The sequence below is a fragment of the Bacillus sp. FSL K6-0069 genome, from assembly GCF_038007785.1.
Classification (GTDB): Bacteria; Bacillota; Bacilli; order Bacillales; family Bacillaceae_G; genus Bacillus_A; species Bacillus_A mobilis.
In genome coordinates this window covers 4,602,320-4,618,196 of the sequence record NZ_JBBOXN010000001.1, presented here as the reverse complement: position 1 = coordinate 4,618,196, position 15,877 = coordinate 4,602,320, and the positions used below count along the sequence as shown (strand labels likewise).

At 33.7% G+C, this 15,877-nt stretch carries 18 protein-coding genes, 3 pseudogenes and 1 riboswitch; of the genes and pseudogenes, 14 read left to right on the top strand and 7 right to left on the bottom strand.

Going from position 1 to position 15,877, the window contains the following annotated elements; translation table 11 throughout:
• The first annotated feature begins 548 nt into the window (after nucleotides 1-548).
• The 4 genes and pseudogenes from MHB74_RS23855 to MHB74_RS23840 form a co-directional block, all read left to right on the top strand.
• Nucleotides 549-2,411, top strand: a complete 1,863-nt coding sequence (locus tag MHB74_RS23855) for an FtsX-like permease family protein (protein ID WP_061677585.1) — start codon at nucleotides 549-551, stop codon at nucleotides 2,409-2,411.
• A gap of 83 nt (nucleotides 2,412-2,494) precedes the next feature.
• Nucleotides 2,495-3,316 (top strand): peptidoglycan-N-acetylglucosamine deacetylase, encoded by an 822-nt coding sequence (locus tag MHB74_RS23850; RefSeq protein ID WP_061677582.1) that lies wholly within the window; start codon nucleotides 2,495-2,497, stop codon nucleotides 3,314-3,316.
• A 17-nt stretch (nucleotides 3,317-3,333) separates the two neighbouring features.
• Nucleotides 3,334-3,990: a YkyA family protein gene (locus tag MHB74_RS23845; protein WP_061677580.1), complete on the top strand. Its 657-nt coding sequence runs from the start codon at nucleotides 3,334-3,336 to the stop codon at nucleotides 3,988-3,990.
• A 145-nt stretch (nucleotides 3,991-4,135) separates the two neighbouring features.
• A pseudogene (locus MHB74_RS23840) lies at nucleotides 4,136-4,249 on the top strand (LPXTG cell wall anchor domain-containing protein); the annotation flags it as partial.
• A 542-nt stretch (nucleotides 4,250-4,791) separates the two neighbouring features.
• Here MHB74_RS23840 and MHB74_RS23830 read toward each other — a convergent pair.
• The 3 genes from MHB74_RS23830 to MHB74_RS23820 form a co-directional block, all read right to left on the bottom strand.
• A complete protein-coding gene (locus tag MHB74_RS23830; RefSeq protein ID WP_000289929.1) occupies nucleotides 4,792-4,971 on the bottom strand; it encodes a cold-inducible protein YdjO-related protein in 180 nt (59 codons plus the stop codon).
• 151 nt (nucleotides 4,972-5,122) lie between these two features.
• Complete coding sequence (locus MHB74_RS29250; RefSeq protein ID WP_061677578.1) at nucleotides 5,123-5,338, bottom strand: hypothetical protein; 216 nt, start codon at nucleotides 5,336-5,338, stop codon at nucleotides 5,123-5,125.
• Nucleotides 5,339-5,460: 122 nt separating this feature from the next.
• The gene (locus tag MHB74_RS23820) at nucleotides 5,461-5,919 is read right to left on the bottom strand and encodes a helix-turn-helix transcriptional regulator (protein WP_000360680.1); all 459 of its coding nucleotides are present in this window, start codon (nucleotides 5,917-5,919) and stop codon (nucleotides 5,461-5,463) included.
• Nucleotides 5,920-6,135: 216 nt separating this feature from the next.
• Here MHB74_RS23820 and MHB74_RS23815 point away from each other — a divergent pair.
• The 3 genes and pseudogenes from MHB74_RS23815 to MHB74_RS23805 all read left to right on the top strand — a co-directional run bounded on the left by MHB74_RS23815 (nucleotide 6,136) and on the right by MHB74_RS23805 (nucleotide 7,003).
• Nucleotides 6,136-6,487, top strand: a pseudogene (locus tag MHB74_RS23815) (YxeA family protein).
• A gap of 74 nt (nucleotides 6,488-6,561) precedes the next feature.
• Entirely contained in the window at nucleotides 6,562-6,741 is a 180-nt protein-coding gene (locus MHB74_RS23810) for a hypothetical protein (protein WP_002096244.1), read from the top strand.
• A 43-nt stretch (nucleotides 6,742-6,784) separates the two neighbouring features.
• Nucleotides 6,785-7,003: a hypothetical protein gene (locus tag MHB74_RS23805; RefSeq protein ID WP_002203737.1), complete on the top strand. Its 219-nt coding sequence runs from the start codon at nucleotides 6,785-6,787 to the stop codon at nucleotides 7,001-7,003.
• A 39-nt stretch (nucleotides 7,004-7,042) separates the two neighbouring features.
• On the opposite strand, the gene MHB74_RS23800 is transcribed toward MHB74_RS23805, so the two are convergent.
• Nucleotides 7,043-7,990: an Rpn family recombination-promoting nuclease/putative transposase gene (locus MHB74_RS23800; RefSeq protein ID WP_061677577.1), complete on the bottom strand. Its 948-nt coding sequence runs from the start codon at nucleotides 7,988-7,990 to the stop codon at nucleotides 7,043-7,045.
• Between the two features lie 141 nt (nucleotides 7,991-8,131).
• Here MHB74_RS23800 and MHB74_RS23795 point away from each other — a divergent pair.
• Nucleotides 8,132-8,257 (top strand): annotated as a pseudogene (locus MHB74_RS23795) (DUF7003 family protein); the annotation flags it as partial.
• 76 nt (nucleotides 8,258-8,333) lie between these two features.
• Here MHB74_RS23795 and MHB74_RS23790 read toward each other — a convergent pair.
• Both MHB74_RS23790 and hpt read right to left on the bottom strand, forming a co-directional pair.
• The gene (locus MHB74_RS23790; protein WP_000167910.1) at nucleotides 8,334-9,236 is read right to left on the bottom strand and encodes a diacylglycerol/lipid kinase family protein; all 903 of its coding nucleotides are present in this window, start codon (nucleotides 9,234-9,236) and stop codon (nucleotides 8,334-8,336) included.
• An 83-nt stretch (nucleotides 9,237-9,319) separates the two neighbouring features.
• Nucleotides 9,320-9,847, bottom strand: coding sequence for a hypoxanthine phosphoribosyltransferase (hpt, locus tag MHB74_RS23785; protein WP_001019292.1), 528 nt, complete (start codon nucleotides 9,845-9,847; stop codon nucleotides 9,320-9,322).
• A gap of 161 nt (nucleotides 9,848-10,008) precedes the next feature.
• Between hpt and MHB74_RS23780 the strand changes: the two genes are divergently transcribed.
• From MHB74_RS23780 to MHB74_RS23755, 6 genes are all read left to right on the top strand, one after another.
• On the top strand, nucleotides 10,009-10,224 hold the full coding sequence (locus tag MHB74_RS23780) for a hypothetical protein (protein ID WP_061677576.1): 216 nt from the start codon (nucleotides 10,009-10,011) through the stop codon (nucleotides 10,222-10,224).
• A 183-nt stretch (nucleotides 10,225-10,407) separates the two neighbouring features.
• The gene (locus tag MHB74_RS23775) at nucleotides 10,408-10,740 is read left to right on the top strand and encodes a hypothetical protein (RefSeq protein WP_061677575.1); all 333 of its coding nucleotides are present in this window, start codon (nucleotides 10,408-10,410) and stop codon (nucleotides 10,738-10,740) included.
• 177 nt (nucleotides 10,741-10,917) lie between these two features.
• On the top strand, nucleotides 10,918-11,427 hold the full coding sequence (locus tag MHB74_RS23770; RefSeq protein ID WP_061677574.1) for an LPXTG cell wall anchor domain-containing protein: 510 nt from the start codon (nucleotides 10,918-10,920) through the stop codon (nucleotides 11,425-11,427).
• A gap of 89 nt (nucleotides 11,428-11,516) precedes the next feature.
• Nucleotides 11,517-12,137 carry a class D sortase gene (locus MHB74_RS23765; RefSeq protein WP_061677573.1) on the top strand — a complete coding sequence of 207 codons (621 nt, stop codon included), beginning with the start codon at nucleotides 11,517-11,519 and terminating at the stop codon, nucleotides 12,135-12,137.
• Nucleotides 12,138-12,174: 37 nt separating this feature from the next.
• Nucleotides 12,175-12,864, top strand: a complete 690-nt coding sequence (locus tag MHB74_RS23760; protein ID WP_061677572.1) for a response regulator transcription factor — start codon at nucleotides 12,175-12,177, stop codon at nucleotides 12,862-12,864.
• Nucleotides 12,861-14,711, top strand: a complete 1,851-nt coding sequence (locus MHB74_RS23755; protein ID WP_061677571.1) for a sensor histidine kinase — start codon at nucleotides 12,861-12,863, stop codon at nucleotides 14,709-14,711. Before MHB74_RS23760 ends, MHB74_RS23755 begins: the two co-directional genes overlap by 4 nt.
• 208 nt (nucleotides 14,712-14,919) lie before the next feature.
• Here MHB74_RS23755 and thiT read toward each other — a convergent pair whose 3' ends face one another.
• Nucleotides 14,920-15,588: an energy-coupled thiamine transporter ThiT gene (gene thiT / locus MHB74_RS23750; RefSeq protein WP_061677568.1), complete on the bottom strand. Its 669-nt coding sequence runs from the start codon at nucleotides 15,586-15,588 to the stop codon at nucleotides 14,920-14,922.
• An 85-nt stretch (nucleotides 15,589-15,673) separates the two neighbouring features.
• Nucleotides 15,674-15,775, bottom strand: a riboswitch (TPP riboswitch).
• Between the last annotated feature and the right edge of the window lie 102 nt (nucleotides 15,776-15,877).

Here is a 15,877-nt window from a genome sequence, read left to right as displayed (position 1 = left end):
TAAATTTAATAATATATGGTTATATATTTATAATGTTTTTATTTTATCTTTATCTTATCTTTATCTCGGACAATTATAATGAAGAGGTAAACTGATGATAAGTGCAAAGTTATTAAGTATTACAGTGGGGCTTTTTTTTTTGTACATTTTTAATATTAATTATTTATATAACCTCTTAAATAGGCTAGAAAACCTATATAATATCCTTCGACTTTATATGTGTAAATATATTATTTGAGCGTGAGAATATTGATGTCAAAAGGTATATGAATCGGATTATAAAATGTTTGATTTGTATATTGTAATGTTTTTTTCGGAAGTGTACATTACAAAAATGTAAGGATAATGTAAGAGGAATCAATATTGCTGTTTGTAGGGAAAAGATAAAATGATAGTTAGTGGCTATGAAAATAGCATGATCGCAGCACTAGCCAAATGACAGGAGGCAATATGAAAACTTTAATATTTGAAGAGAACGTTGTACAAAGAGGTTATAGTAAAAAGATGAATGTAGTATACCACACTGTAGAGAAGCGTGGGTGTAGAGTGTGTTATTAAAACTTTCTATTTCTAGTATGAAAAAAATGATTAAGGATTATATCGTTTTATTAATAGGTCTTGTCATCTCAATTTCTATTTTTTATATGTTTCAAACGCTTGCGTTAAATAAAGAGTTTACAATGAATAACAGTATTATTGGTTCAATCGTATTTGTATTTCAAATAGGATCGATTTTGGTGGCATTTATTACATTCTTTTATATTTTTTATGCAAACTCATTTCTTCTCTCACTCCGGCGGAAGGAACTCGGCATGTATCTTATTTTAGGGGCCAAAAAGAGTAAAATCAGCCAACTTTTATTTTTTGAGACATTGTTTATGGGAATGATTTCACTAGCATTAGGGAGTGTATTCGGAGCTATTCTTTCCAATTTCGTTAGCAAATTTCTAACGAAACAATTGGAAATTTCAGCGGAAGGTTATCAAGCATTTTATGGTCCTGCATTCAAAATAACATTTATATTCTTTAGTGCGTTATTTCTACTTACATCCGTTGTGAATGCCATTCGTATAGCACTTAAAACAGAACTAGATTTAATTCGTACAGAGCAGCAAACGGAGCGCATACGAATGAAAGGACCAGCCACGATATTGTTACTCTTATGTAGTTTGCTAGGACTAGGTGTAGGATATTATTTCGTAATCTTCGTAGGAATAAAAGGTGCTGGCGCCATTATGCTGCCATTATTCACGATTACAATTGGGACATATCTTATATTTATTTCGTTCTTACCTATGATTGTTAATAGGCTAAAGAAAACGCGCTATTTAAATGAGAAGAAATTAAATGCATTTACATTTGCACAATTGCAGTTCCGTGTAAGTAGTTTGGCGAAAATATTAGGAACGGTAACGATGTTAATTGGTCTTGGCGTGGGGGCAATGGCTGGTGGCATGTCTTTACAGAAAAACGTAATCCTTACAGCAGAAAGAATGTCAGGGTATGATATTACAATTCATGATCCAGAAGCAGCGGATTATAAAGCTATGGAAAAAATGAAAATTATAGATAAAAGACAATATAAATATAAAGTTGATAATGAGGCTGTTTACTATTTAAAAGAGGAATTATTAGAGAATCCGCCACTTCTGTTCGGAAAGAAAGAGACAACACATATTTCTGAACAACTTCCATCTTCGAGCTATAGGATGTTTAAGGGAGAGGAAGTTGATCCATCTAGTTCTACGTTACCACTGAATTGGGATAAGAGTATGGATAGTGATTTTAGATCGAATATTACTGTATATAATCGTAAACCTGTATATATCGTCGACGAAAACCGGTATAAAGCAATTCAAGGTAATGAGCATACGTTTTTTATTGCTAAAATCGATAATATTTTACGGTATAAGACAGAGTTAAAAGAGATGGATAATCGTCAAATCGAAAAAATAGCCGTTGCTATTAATAAGCCTAAGGAAGACGTATATTTACCAACAAACTATGGTGATTATGAATCTATGCTCGACTTCTCAAAAGGAACTTCCTTTATGGGATTCTTTTTAGGTCTTGCTTTTTTAGCTATGATGGCAAGTTGTTTAATGTTTAAGATCCTTTCTGGAGCTACGAAAGATATAGGGCGGTATGAGATGCTTCGGAAAATTGGGGTACGTAAAGAATTACTTATACAATCTATGTATAAAGAATTAGGCATTGTATTTTTATTTCCAGCCATATTGGGTCTTATACACGTTTTGGTAGGAATGAATATATTTACATTTGTTAAGTTTTTTGTAAATCCATATGTGAATATTGGACTTCCGATTTGTATATTTTTAATCATTTACGGTGTCTACTATTTGATCACTGTTCAATTATATAAGAGGATTGTGCTTCCAAAGGAAAAATAGAATGGATGCCGGGGGAAGGGGTAAAAAACTAGAGTAATATTTTTAGTATAAGTAAGTAATGGACGTAGAAAGGAATTAATAGAATGGGGAAACTGTTAAAGGTAAAGAATATAGTTGTAATGATGGTAGCTATAGTTGTAGTGGGAGGGGCTTTTTTTGTATTTCAAGCAATAACTTCACCTGCAAAAGCGATAGCAAATCAAGAGAATCCAGTTCAAAATGCAAATGAACAAATAAAAGTGGAGATGAATAAGGTTGCACCAACGCAATTTAATGGTCAAACTAGGAAAATTGCCTATCTTACTTTTGATGACGGACCAGGAAAATATACGGCACAGTTACTAGACATATTAAAGGAAAATGATGCAAAAGCAACATTTTTTCTAATCGGTCAAAATGTAAAATCATACCCTGATTTAGTAAAACGAGAAGAAGCGGAAGGACACTATGTTGGTATGCATAGTATGACGCACAATAATAGAAAATTATATGCCCAAGGTGGCTACGTAGATGAAATGAAAGAGGATCAAGGCTTAATTGCTAGTATTCTCGGACATGCCCCAAAACTAACACGCCCACCATATGGTTCAAAGCCAGGATTACACGAAGAACTTCGTAATAAAGTTGTAGAAAATGGTCTTAGAGTATGGGATTGGACAATTGATTCATTAGATTGGGAATATAATAGTATGCCAATTGATACTGCGAAAGCGAAAATTGTTCAAAATGTACTTGCTAGTGCGACAAATCCCAAAGAAGTTATTTTAATGCACGATATTCATCCGCAATCTATCGCTGCAGTACCGGCTATTATTAAAGGTTTAAAAGAAAAAGGGTATGAATTTGAAGCATATCATGAAGATGATCATTTCCCCTTGAACTTTATGCATGATAAACGAATGTAACATAGGAGGAATTGACATTGACTTATAAAGCGTTAACGATTACCGGAATTATATCTATAAGCTTATTGACAGGGTGTTTTGGCGCAAAGCCAGAAGCAGAATTGTACGTCGCATTTGAAAATGCAACGAAGCAAGAAAAGGCGGTTTCTGAAGATGCGAAAAAACTAGAGGGTTTAGAAGAACAAGGTCAAGAGTTATACAATCAAATTATAAATGATGGTAAAGATAGTAACCAAGCAATTATGCCGAAGATAGAGCAAGCTACAAAAATCATGGACGAACGTGAAAAAGTATGGAACAAAGAAAAAGAAGCTTTTGAAAAAGCACAGGAAGAAATAAAATCAGTTCATAAAACTATAGATAAAATGGAAGATGCTGCTCTTCAAAAACAAGCAAAAAACATACAGGATATTTATAAAAAGCGCTATGCATCTTTTAATAAGATAAATGATTCGTATCAAAAATTAATGGGATTTGAAAGAGAAGTATATAAAAGCTTAGGCGAAAAAGAAACGAACTTAAAAAAGATTAGTGAAAAGATTAAAGGTGTAAATCAAATGAATGAGGACATTCAACGAGAAAAAGAGAAATTTAATGGATATACAAAAGAATATAACAAAGAGAAATTAGATTTTTATAAACAAGCGAAAATTAAAATTAAAGATGAGAAGTAAATACTTTATTCCTATATCATTTAATCTTATTTATTAAGTACAAAAGGAAAAAATCAAAAATAAAAGTTTGTTTCTTACTCAAAAATAGAATATAGAATTCAAGGGTCTCAAACTATTATAGTTTGGGGCTTTTTAATATTCTTAAGGAGAAAAACTACCAAATACAGCATCAAATAGCGTAACAATGATGATGCTAAGTGCATGTCTTGTAGCGTTAGGATCTGTATTTGGATTTACTCGTCTTAAGATTCAAGCATAAAATTTTGTATGAGCCTATAAAAAATTGTCCTTCCGAAAGAGGTGTAGTATGTAATCCTAGATATAAATCTAGTAAAAGTTTATATTAGATTGTTTTGAAACCATATAGAAATGATTGTAGCGAATTGATCTAATGAATATAGGGGTATAAAATATGACATAAGATTTCCTAATATTTCACTTTTTTTGTAAGTGAGGATACACTATGTTATTGATTCTTAGCATCATTTTGATAGGAATTATGACCGGGATGAAAGTAGTAATTTCTTTGATAGTAGAGGTACAGAGAAAAAAAGATTTTTATGTGTATTGTCTTAAGGGGAATGGGAGAACTGGAAATGGGAATTCTGCTCCTTTTTATTCAAAATGTAATTTATTTTTTTTGTAAAGAATGATAGTTGGAATGAGTTTGAGATATTGAAAAAGCTTTGCGAGGATACGCAAAACTTTTTGTATAGTTTATTTGCTTTCGATGCACATTGTAAATAAGGAGAAAGAGAATCCTCTATGTTTCAGTTTATAAAAGGTGAAGAAGAGAATTTATTATATCTTTTGTAATAAGCGTTCGCCGCTTTCCATATCGCTTTTGCATAACGGACATTTCGGTTCTGCTTCTAATGCAAAGTTTTTACGCATCCATCCACGGCAGTTTTCTTCTAGGCATTCCCATACAGCAATTGCTTCTGGTTCTACTACAGGTTTATCATTTTTTCTCCAATACATGTGATCGCTCCCTTAAATTGAAAAGTTTTTCAGAAAAACAAAAAAGGTTGTTAACGATTTTGTTAACAACCTTTTTTGTATTAGTTCATTATACTTTATTTTTTGAAAAAATGCGAAGGTTAGTAATTGTTAAAGTATAGCAAAATAAGGCTTATATAAGCTGAGGATTATAAATCATCGTTGAAAGCTTTGGTAATAATTCAATTTGATACAGTGTATACCGGCAACCTTCTCGGTGTTTTTCTACATCTTCTTCATGCCATTGTTTTGTTAAATTTGGAATTTCTATGTCATCACTTAGGCGTTTCTGCTGTTGTGTCTTCCATAGTATGCTCGTTGCATGGAAGACTTTTTGTTTTGAAAACATTATGAAGTTTAATAAATTTATCCGGCATAAATGGGTAAGTAGGGACCCCACCTCAAAATTTGGTTGGAGCGAAGAAGTTAGGTGGGAGTCGGGCTGCCCTTAAAAGCCCGATTAGTTGAACTTTATTGAGATGTTTTTGCCATTTCCATAAATCGCTTTTCAATTTCATCCAATTCGAATGAATGGCATATTCTGCGGTCTTCTTTATCTAAAATTCTGTAATGTTGAGATAAAATATTTTGTTGTATTTGGTAACCATTTAATTCTTTTATTTGTCGCCACCACATTTTTCCTCCTAACGTCTTCGGGAAGGGCGTATTGTAATGTGTAAAAGCGATTGTTTTTATAATTTCATTCACATCATCCCCGAATGTCATCTGGACTGTATCGCTCTGTTCGAAGAGTGTTACGACGCAAACTGCACCTGACCATGTTAGCGTGCGTCTTCCTTTTTCAATTTCTACTAATGTTTTCTTCGATAAACCAATAACTTCTGACATTTTTTCTTGTGACAAATCGTTCTCAACACGAATGAGTTTTAATTTTGAATTAACGAGTTCAATAAATTCTTGTTTATCCATAATGCAGCTCCTTTTTTCTTGTGGTGTAAAATTACACTACGGGTGTGATTTTGTCAATGGTAGTGTGAAAAGTTACTTTTTGCTGTTTGGATCTTTTTAATTAATATTTCACTTTTAGTTTAAGGAGATGTTAAGAAACCGTATGAGTTTTTATTAAGAAATACGCTCTATACTTAGAAACATCTTAAAGAAAACATAATGAAAGGCGGAATATAGATGAAAAGGTTTATTTTTGGATCATTACTTGTTATCGTCGCAGGAGCGGCATATTTATTAAACGGGAGTGCTGCGATTGATAGAATGAATCCATCCATTCCTTGATTTAGAATATCGTTACGCAATTATTGATACAGATGAAAAAGAGTTAGGTGGAAATAAAGGGTTTGAATATACAGTTACAGCTTATGATGAGAATGGAGATAAGAAAGAAGTAACAATTGATGGAGTAGATAAATTACAAAAAGGCTCATACTGGCATGTCATTACGAGAGGTAAGTTTTTACATGATAAAGTAGAAATAGAGGTAGATAAAATTGCTGATGGCGCGAAGGCGAAGTTAGGATTATAAAGATAAAACCGATTCTCAATAAGGAAATCGCTTTTGTTATTTTATGGTAAAATATAAAGAGGGGAGTGAGGGTTATGCTACTCATCGTTAGCCTTATATTAATTGGGATTATGTGTAGTATGAGAGTCGTATCTTTACAGATGATAGAACGACAAAGGATAGAAGAGCGATATGTATATTGTCCAAAATGTGATGCGAAAATTCGGAGAGGAAATTCTGCTCCTTTTTGTTCGAAATGTAATTTAATATTTTAACTATAGGAAATACGAAATCATTTTGTATGGTTTCGGATTTTTTATGTTGAAAATAGAAGAAATAAAGAGCGGAAAAAAATTTAAAAAAGGAATTGAGTATACGAATATTATTGAAGGATATCCCATTATTATGAAGTATTTCGTAGAGATAGATCGAGAAGTTTTGAGGGTGTTATTACCTGATGAAAGAGGGATTCTTTCTACTATGCTAGAGTGTAATGAATGTTATAAGACTAAATTGGATGATATCGAGGAAAGTTGATAAAAAAGAGCTTGAAACAACTCAAGCCCTTTTTTATTACTATTTATGTTTTAAAATATGCTCAACCTCATGCACACTTAATTTACTTGCCTTAGCAATTGTTTCAAGTGGTACACCAAGATCATGCATACTTTTAATCATTTGAATTTTCCCTTGTTGAACCCCTTCTTCCAAGCCCTTTTTCAAGCCTTTTTCCAAGCCTTTTTCCAAGCCCTTTTCCATACCTCTTTTCATACCTTCTGTCTCTGCGTGGGCGAATTTTGCTGCTTCATCCATTAAAACTTTCTCCCTCGCGTCATAGGCTTGTCGGAAAGAGGAATCTTGACTCATACGTTCCCACTTGTTTATTGCTTTTTGTAAAATAGGATCTCGGTTCATAGCAATATCCTCCAATGTTTTAGTTAAGTGTTCATCCTCATTTGCTGAAAGCAATAAAAGCCAACGAACAAATGGATCTTTCCACGGATTTACTTTTTCTTCATGCCATTGTTTTGTTAACTTTGGAATTTCTACAATGTGAATTTCTATGTCATCACTCAAGAGTTTCTGTTGTTGTGAATTCCATAATGTGCCTGTTGTATGGAATTCTTTGTGGTCTGAGAACATTATAAAGTTCAATAAATTAATGGTGATGGTTTTATGAAGCGAACTGTAAGGCATACCTTTTTGTAATTGAGATGTGTATAATTTTCCCCAATAATATAAACTACGTTTCATCATATCGTGATTATTATTGAGTTGTATTTCTACATTTACTTTTGTTCCTGTGTTTAATGTCGCTGAAATATCTAAAATAGATAACTTATCCTCTTCATATTCCCGATGTAAATGTGGATCTTCTAGTTGTAGAGAAGCGATGGGTGATTCTAAAGACTTTTGTAACATAGCGTTTAAAAATGCAATTAGAATATCTTCACTACCATTCGTACCAAACAATTGTTTAAATGCAAAATCAATGCGTAAATTAACTAACTGTTGGTTGAACAAAGTTTGTCCTCTCCCTTATATTAAGGTGCTTCTTTCCTTCATTGTACCTAAAAATAAATAGGGCATGCAAATAGACCATTCTGCTATTTTATTAGAAGTATTATTAGAAAGTAAAAGGCAATTATGTCTATGTTATACTCTAGTGAAATTGAATTCTTCCAATCAGTAGCGGCGGCTATAGAGAAGAAAGACCCAAGTATTATTGTGAATAAGGATTCTAATACGCACTGGAAAGATTGGGTGGAGTTTGATTACGAAAACCTGTAATTATAAGTAAATCAAAATGCTTTTTTTATAAAAAAAGCCGAGCCAAAGTGTTGAAACTTTAGTTCGGCTTTTTGCATTACACAACCGCAGGATTATAAATCATCGTAAAGTGTCCTTGTAATAGTTCAATATGACAAGGTGTATGAAGCGAGCTTTCTCCATCTGTATCTACTTCTTTTTCTTCTTCGGTTTCAATATGAATGGATTTCGCTTTTACGTGGAAGATGTCATTTTCATTTGAGTCTTCAAATAGTTTCTTTCCGATATAATCTTTAAACGCTTGAATGCCTGTTGATTTTACAACGAAAATATCAAGTGTTCCGTCATCGCACTTTACGTTCGGAATAAAGGACGGGATTCCGCCAAGATATTCACCGTTTCCAACCATAACAAGGACAGCTTCGTCTTCATATACTTGTCCATCGTACGTAATTTTTACGGGGAATGTTTCAGCATTTTTGACAGTTCGAATGGTGCTTAAATAGTAACCGATTTTACCAAGCTTAGCTTTCTCTTCTGCATCGATATTGTTTGATACTTCAGAGACAAGTCCAATACCCCAGAAGTTTAAGAAGTGTAGGTCATTTGCTTTTGCGACGTCAACTGGTTTTACATGTCCTTGTGTAATAAGCTTTGCTGCTTCTGCAATGTTTTGCGGAACGCCAAGTGTACGAGAGAAGTCGTTGCAAGTGCCGCCCGGAATGATTGCAAGTGTAGGTCTAGTTTCAAGAGGTGCTAAGCCATTTGTGCATTCAAATACTGTGCCGTCACCACCAAAGACGATAATTAAATCTACTTTACTAGCAAACTCTTGGCAATATTTTGTTGCATCACCTTGCTTTTTCGTATGAAGGATATGTAAGTCAGGAAAAGCTGCCGCAAGAGGTGGTACGATTTTCGTTAAGTTCGTATGTAAATCACCTTGTCCTGCTTTCGGATTTACGATGAGGAGTACTTTTTCAAATTTTGTCTTTGTCATTATTATTCTCTCCCTTTGTCTTTTACGAATCGTGATAGAAAATAAACTTCCACCAGTAATTGATGGAAGTTTATTCTATTATATTATTCCGTTACAACTGAAGCGATAAATGGTAAGTTACGATATTTTTCTGCGCAGTCGATACCGTAGCCAACGATAAATTCGTCTGGAATTTGGAAGCCAACATATTCAGCTTTTAAGTCCACTTTACGTCGCTCAGGTTTATCAAGTAACGTACAGAATTTCAATGCTTTCGGTTTATGCATAAAGAAGTGATCTTTTAAGAAGTGAAGTGTTAAACCAGAATCGATAATGTCTTCTACGACAATTACGTTTTTACCAGTAATGTTTACATCGATATCTTTTAATAGTTTTACTTTTCCAGTTGTTTCAGTTTGATTTCCGTAGCTAGATGCAGAAATAAAGTCGATTGTTACATCGTTTTTAATGTGACGAATTAAATCAGCAGCGAATACGAAAGATCCTTTTAATACGGCGATTACTACGATTTCTTCTCCTTCAAAGTCACGTTCGATTTGAAGTGCTAGTTCTTTTACTTTTTCTTGTAATTTTTCTTCAGAAATTAAAGTGTCTTTTATTTCAATATTCATTGGAGCCCTCCTACAGTGTAAAACTTGTGAACATTTCGACTGTAAAGGAAAGAAAGGGAAAAGTCAAAGAAGATATAAGTTTTTTACAGAAATCCCCACAAAATAGTCAGATGATATGATATACTGATTATATTAAGAAAACGCTTCCATAAAGGGTGATTATGATGAGAAAGAAAGAGTATACAAGTGCAACATTTATAAAAGCATTACTTTTAACAATTGTTCTTGGTAGTTTGGCTTACATAATTGATGTACCAGCGATTCGGATTTCACTAATTGGAATGACTTTAGTATTAGGCGCAATTTCCCACGGTATGATGTCACAGTTGCAAGAAGCTGGAGTGGATCATATGAAAGATCATATAGATGAGAAATGAGAAACCTTCACGTATAGAGAGTGAAGGTTTTTTGTTTCTTACAAAAATGTAAGGTAGTTGTAAGGCAAATCGATAGTTGCCTAGTAGTGTTTTGGATAAACTATAGGTGTAAGGTAAAAGGCAAGCATATTTTAGGTAAATTAAGTTTTAGGCACTCTATATGTGAAAAAGGAGTAGGAGGGCATGGAGAAACGTTGGACGACCTTTTCTTTTTTAGCAACTAGCAACACCGTAATGCTAGCTGGCGAAATGGATTTTTTGCACTTGTTTGATCGAGAAGACGATCATTCTTCTTCTAAATTTACAATGAAATGGAAGAAATGGAGCGAAAGTTGTAGGTTTAAAGAAGAGACCCCTAACGAAGAGCAAAAGATTATTTTGACAAACCCTATTAAAGCGTGGGTTGTTCAACGTCGTAAGTGTAACGTCAAAAATCACTTAAAGAAAACTGAGCCGAGACAATTAGTTATCGCTCCGGCCCATTCTACTTCTAAATCACGCGAAAGTAACATGTAAATAATGAGACACACACCCGAAAAAACATCGTATATATTGCGATGTTTTTTTATTTTTCTACAATGAAATCTTTAAATGAAATATATTTCATCTGCATCTTATATTTATATCTCTTGTTTATTCTAGTGATACATCCGATGCGAAGTGATGTAAAACGTATAAAAGGAGAGATATAAAATGAAAAAGAAACTATTACCAATCTGTGCAATGGCACTGTTAACAGTAGGATATTCTTCAGTAGCAAGTGCTTCAACTGGAACATTGACAAAGGAAGAAGCAGCGCAATTACAGCAAGATATAGCAAAAAAAGAAGCAGCGATTCAGGCGCAGCAAAAAAATGATACAGAGAAAAAACAAGCGGCACAAGCCCAAGAGAAGAATGAAGTAGCGAAAAAGCAAGCGGCACAAGCCCAAGAGAAGAATGAAGTAGCGAAAAAGCAAGCGGCGCAAGCCCAAGAAAAGAATGATATAGCGAAAAAGCAAGCGGAACAAGTACAAGAAAAAAGTAATATGGCTAAAGAAGTAGTAGCACCACAGGTGAAAGAAAAGGAAGCTATTGCAAAAAAAGCTGGAGAGAAATTACCAAACACGGCATCTAATAATGTAGCAATGATGGGACTAAGCGCATGTCTTGTAGCACTAGGTACACTATTTGGTTTGAATCGCCGTAATAAAGTTAAGGCATAAATAAAATATTGTCCTATAAAGAATGGGATAATTTCATATATTAAAAATGGTAGGTTATTCCTACCATTTTTGGCATGGAGGGATGAAACATGAAGTTACTCAATTATATCGGTATCATATTGATGGCGATAGGACTATGTATGGGATCATATTACGCTATGGAATGGTATAAAGGAAAAAGCTCTGCTCAACAATTGACGAAAGAAGAAATAAAGAGCCTTACCAATATACAAGATAATAAACCTTCTCATGAAACACATGTAACTTCCCAAGTACCTTCTTCTCAAACAGAACATAAAGAAGGAGAAAAGGTAGCGATGTTACATATACCGAAAATAAAGAAGAAGTTTTCTATATATTGGGGAGCGAATAATGCAACGTTGAAGAAAGGAGTTGGAATGTTCGTTAGTGATGTAACGACAACGCCATCTGGAGGGGGACATACTGTACTGAGTGGGCACCGGGATACTGTATTTACTGATTTAGGAGAGTTAAAAGAAAAAGACACTCTTGTTTTAGAGTATGATAATAAAACTTACACATACGAAATTCAAAAAATATGGATTACCCATGCGGATGATCGTACTGTTATTATAAAAAAAGAAGAACCGATATTAACACTGACGACGTGCTATCCATTTGATTATATAGGGGATGCACCAGACAGATATATTATCGAGGCGAAGTTAACGGCTAGTTATTCAAAATGAAATTGTAGTTTCTGAAAGCGAGAGGGGGATATAAGTTATGGCAAAAAAAATTTTAATTGTAGAAGATGAAGATATTTTGCGTGAAATATTAAAAGATTATTTTTTGAGTGAGCAATATATAGTGTTTGAAGCAAGAGATGGGAAAGAAGCTTTAGTTGTATTTGCGGAAGAAGAGGTAGATTTAGTTATTCTAGATATTATGTTACCGGAACTAGATGGATGGTCTGTTTGCCGAAGAATCCGTAAGACATCTGAGGTTCCTATTATTATGCTGACGGCACGTGTAGATGAAGATGATACGTTACTTGGATTTGAACTTGGAGCAGATGACTATGTGGCGAAGCCGTATAGCCCACCAATTTTATTAGCAAGAGCGAAAAGATTGTTAGAAAGTAGAAAAGTAACAAAGCAACTGCTAGAGAATGAAGATGATACATTATCCATCCACGGTATTCAAGTCCACTTCCCGTCGCGTACTGTTATGATAGATAGAACCGACATTAATTTAACACATACAGAGTTTGAAATATTAGCGTATTTTATGAAAAATCAAGGGATTGTTTTAACACGAGAGCAATTAATTTCAAGAATTTGGGGATACGAATTTGCCGGTGATGATCGAACGGTTAATAGTCATATTCGTAATTTGCGAAATAAATTAGGAGAGAAAGCGAAGTACATTACAACTGTAGTACGAACGGGATATAAATTTGAGGGGAATGTATGAGAAAAGGGATTGTTCTCAAATTATTTACTCTCACAACAGCATTATGCATGTTAATTTTAGCGACGATATTTATTGGACAAACGATATTTTTTAAACAATATTATGCGAATCGAAAAGTGGAAGATATTAAAGTTAACTTAAATTCCTTTGAGAAGAGTTATTTGAATTATGTAGGAAATACAGAAGAAATTAAGCGACTGGAGCAAGATTTTTTAAGAGAAAATAATACGTGGATTACGACATTAGACCAGAATGGGAATTTAAAACATGCGGATGATTTCTATTTTGAGGTAGCGATAGATCGTAGGCAACAAAAGAGTTTTGGACAACAAATATTCAAAATTCCTTTATACAATCTCATCAATATAGAGGAGATTGATAATAAATCATCAAATGCATTTTTAGGACAAGAAATTTATTTTTCTGGCGTGAAAAAAGATGATAGTTATATTCCATTCTCTTTCGCGTTAGGCAAGCAAAATTTAAGCGGATCTAATAAACCGTTAGAAAAAGCGTTTCAGGAGAAAATGAAATTAAATGAGGAGGAAAAGAGAGCAGCCGGGGAACAACTTGCTAAGGAAAAGAAACCGGCTGTCCAGGAAGAATCTGCTCAAGAATTAGATGCTTACATAAGTGGGCGTGTTACGAAAGTTCAGCTTCCTGATGTAACAGGTCCTATAAATCCAATTTATAAAAATAGCATCTTCTTAGATAACATAAAAGAATTTCAAACTAATTTATTATTAAAAGAGAGCAAGCAAATACAATATGCAATACAAACAATGGACTATGAAAAAAATGATATAAAATATAAATTATTAATGAAACCAATAACAGAAAGAGACGGATCAGTTACATATATATATGCGATGGCTTCTTTACAGCCTGTAGATGAAGCTGTACAAATGGTGCAAGATTACTACATTTACATCATTGCATTTGTAGTCGTTCTCATTTTTCTAGCTTCGTTCTACTACTCTAAACAAATTGCAAAGCCGTTATTAAAAATAAATGATACGACGAAAAAAATAGCGCATTTAGATTTTACAGAACAAATACCGATTACTTCAAAAGATGAAATTGGTGATTTATCGAAAAATATTAATGTATTATCCAATAAGCTTCATTCGCATATTGGACAGCTAGAACAAGATATTGAAAAGGAAAGAAAGCTAGAAAATACGCGGAAAGAATTCATTTCTGGTGTGTCGCATGAATTAAAAACACCGCTCAGTATTATGAAAAGCTGTATTTCTATTTTAAAAGATGGAGTAGCTGAGCATAAAAAAGAATACTATTTTCAGGCGATGGAACGAGAAGTAGATAAAATGGATACGTTAATTTTGGATATGCTGGAGTTAGCTAAATTTGAGTCAGGTACATATAAAATGAAAAAGGATGCATTTTATATTGATGCCGTAATTGAAGACATATGTGAACACCTTTCTGTAGAAATAGAGAAAAAAGAACTCCATGTGCATAAAAATATATGTTCATTTGAAGTAGTCGCAAATCAAGGCCGGATTGAGCAAGTCATCGTGAACTTCATTACGAATGCTATACGTTATACACCAAATAAAGAAGATATTATTATTTCTACAATAGATGAGAAGGACCATATAAAAGTGTGTATTGAAAATAAAGGTACTCACATTGAAGAAGAGCAATTAGATAAAATTTGGGATCGTTTTTATCGCGTGGATGCAGCTCGTCAGCGTTCGCAAGGTGGAACGGGGCTTGGGCTTGCTATTTCAAAGAACATTTTAGAACTACATGATGCTGAATATGGGGTAGAAAATACAGAAGACGGTGTGTTATTTTACTTCTATTTACCGAAAAAAGCGTAGATAATATAATCTACGCTTTTTTAAATTTTTTTCATATTATCTTTACCTAATCTTTATTTTTAAACAGTATACTTTGGATAGAAAATGAGGTTATGTAAGGAGTCGATGAACCGTGCATAGCAATTGGCTAAGTATAATGGTATTTATTTTCTTTTGTGCATTTATTGTATTTTTAATTGATATTACGATATGAAAAAAAGAGCGCTCATTAAGCGCTCTTTTTCTTCGAATTCAGTTGATAAGCATTGATGCTTTTGAATAAACGTGGTGAAGTGAGAAATAAAAATATAAGTAAAACGGTACATAGAATATAGGAACCAATCATTACACTACCGTTTACGATTAATGAATATAGCACAGCTGATTGACCTTTCGGTGCATATTGTCCCCAGAAAATAATACCGGCGATAAAGTGACAGAAATAGCGAGCAAAGCTACCAACAAATGTAGCAAGAATAATGTAACCAATAACTTTCTTTCCTTCGTTTTGTTTTTGTGAAGGTTTGTCTTTACGGCTACCTAAACTGGATTGCTCTAAGCTATTTTCGTTGGATGTTAAAAGTGCTTTTTGAATTGGACGATAGAATAAACCAGCAAATCCAATGAATGCGAAAGCAACGAAGTATTCAATTAGTACTTGAATTGGTGTGACGATAATGGCATCGCCCACGACAATTTGTAATAATCCCCAAATTAAGCCTCCTAAGAAAGCCATTTTGAAGCCCCAGCGGTATGCGATAATAAAAATAGGAATCATAGCAAATGAAATGGAACCGCCTGTTGGAAGTTTGATTGATATTGGTAAAATGTCGATGACCAAGGCGAAGGCTGCAAGAATAGCAGATTCGATCATCGCTTGTAAATTGGTGTTACGCATGTTGTTTCCCCCTAAATCCAAGTTGTACAAAAAAGAATAGATATCATAGGAGGATACGAAATACGTAAATAAAAAGAGGTATGTATTTCGGACGTTTGCACAATCCCTGCGTTAGCATTAACTAACAGGTTCGAAGGGTCGGAACGAAGTGTTCCCTCTCAGCGGCATGGCTCCCCCTGTGATAACGAGATTCTTTATTTGCTATTGTTTATTGTAAGTGAAATGGATGAGAATGGCAAATGAATACAGTATGACAATGATTGAAATAGAATTGTAGCGAAATGTTAAT

Coding starts and splice junctions, on each gene's coding strand:
- MHB74_RS23805 (WP_002203737.1), top strand. CDS start 6,785: ATGTTGAAAATAGAAGAAATAAAGAGCGGAAAAAAATTTAAAAAAGGA.
- MHB74_RS23790 (WP_000167910.1), bottom strand. CDS start 9,236: ATGACAAAGACAAAATTTGAAAAAGTACTCCTCATCGTAAATCCGAAA.
- hpt (WP_001019292.1), bottom strand. CDS start 9,847: ATGAATATTGAAATAAAAGACACTTTAATTTCTGAAGAAAAATTACAA.
- MHB74_RS23760 (WP_061677572.1), top strand. CDS start 12,175: ATGGCAAAAAAAATTTTAATTGTAGAAGATGAAGATATTTTGCGTGAA.
- MHB74_RS29250 (WP_061677578.1), bottom strand. CDS start 5,338: ATGTTTTCAAAACAAAAAGTCTTCCATGCAACGAGCATACTATGGAAG.
- MHB74_RS23765 (WP_061677573.1), top strand. CDS start 11,517: ATGAAGTTACTCAATTATATCGGTATCATATTGATGGCGATAGGACTA.
- MHB74_RS23810 (WP_002096244.1), top strand. CDS start 6,562: ATGCTACTCATCGTTAGCCTTATATTAATTGGGATTATGTGTAGTATG.
- MHB74_RS23780 (WP_061677576.1), top strand. CDS start 10,009: ATGATGAGAAAGAAAGAGTATACAAGTGCAACATTTATAAAAGCATTA.
- MHB74_RS23850 (WP_061677582.1), top strand. CDS start 2,495: ATGGGGAAACTGTTAAAGGTAAAGAATATAGTTGTAATGATGGTAGCT.
- MHB74_RS23770 (WP_061677574.1), top strand. CDS start 10,918: ATGAAAAAGAAACTATTACCAATCTGTGCAATGGCACTGTTAACAGTA.
- MHB74_RS23775 (WP_061677575.1), top strand. CDS start 10,408: ATGGAGAAACGTTGGACGACCTTTTCTTTTTTAGCAACTAGCAACACC.
- thiT (WP_061677568.1), bottom strand. CDS start 15,588: ATGCGTAACACCAATTTACAAGCGATGATCGAATCTGCTATTCTTGCA.
- MHB74_RS23830 (WP_000289929.1), bottom strand. CDS start 4,971: ATGTATTGGAGAAAAAATGATAAACCTGTAGTAGAACCAGAAGCAATT.
- MHB74_RS23755 (WP_061677571.1), top strand. CDS start 12,861: ATGAGAAAAGGGATTGTTCTCAAATTATTTACTCTCACAACAGCATTA.
- MHB74_RS23820 (WP_000360680.1), bottom strand. CDS start 5,919: ATGGATAAACAAGAATTTATTGAACTCGTTAATTCAAAATTAAAACTC.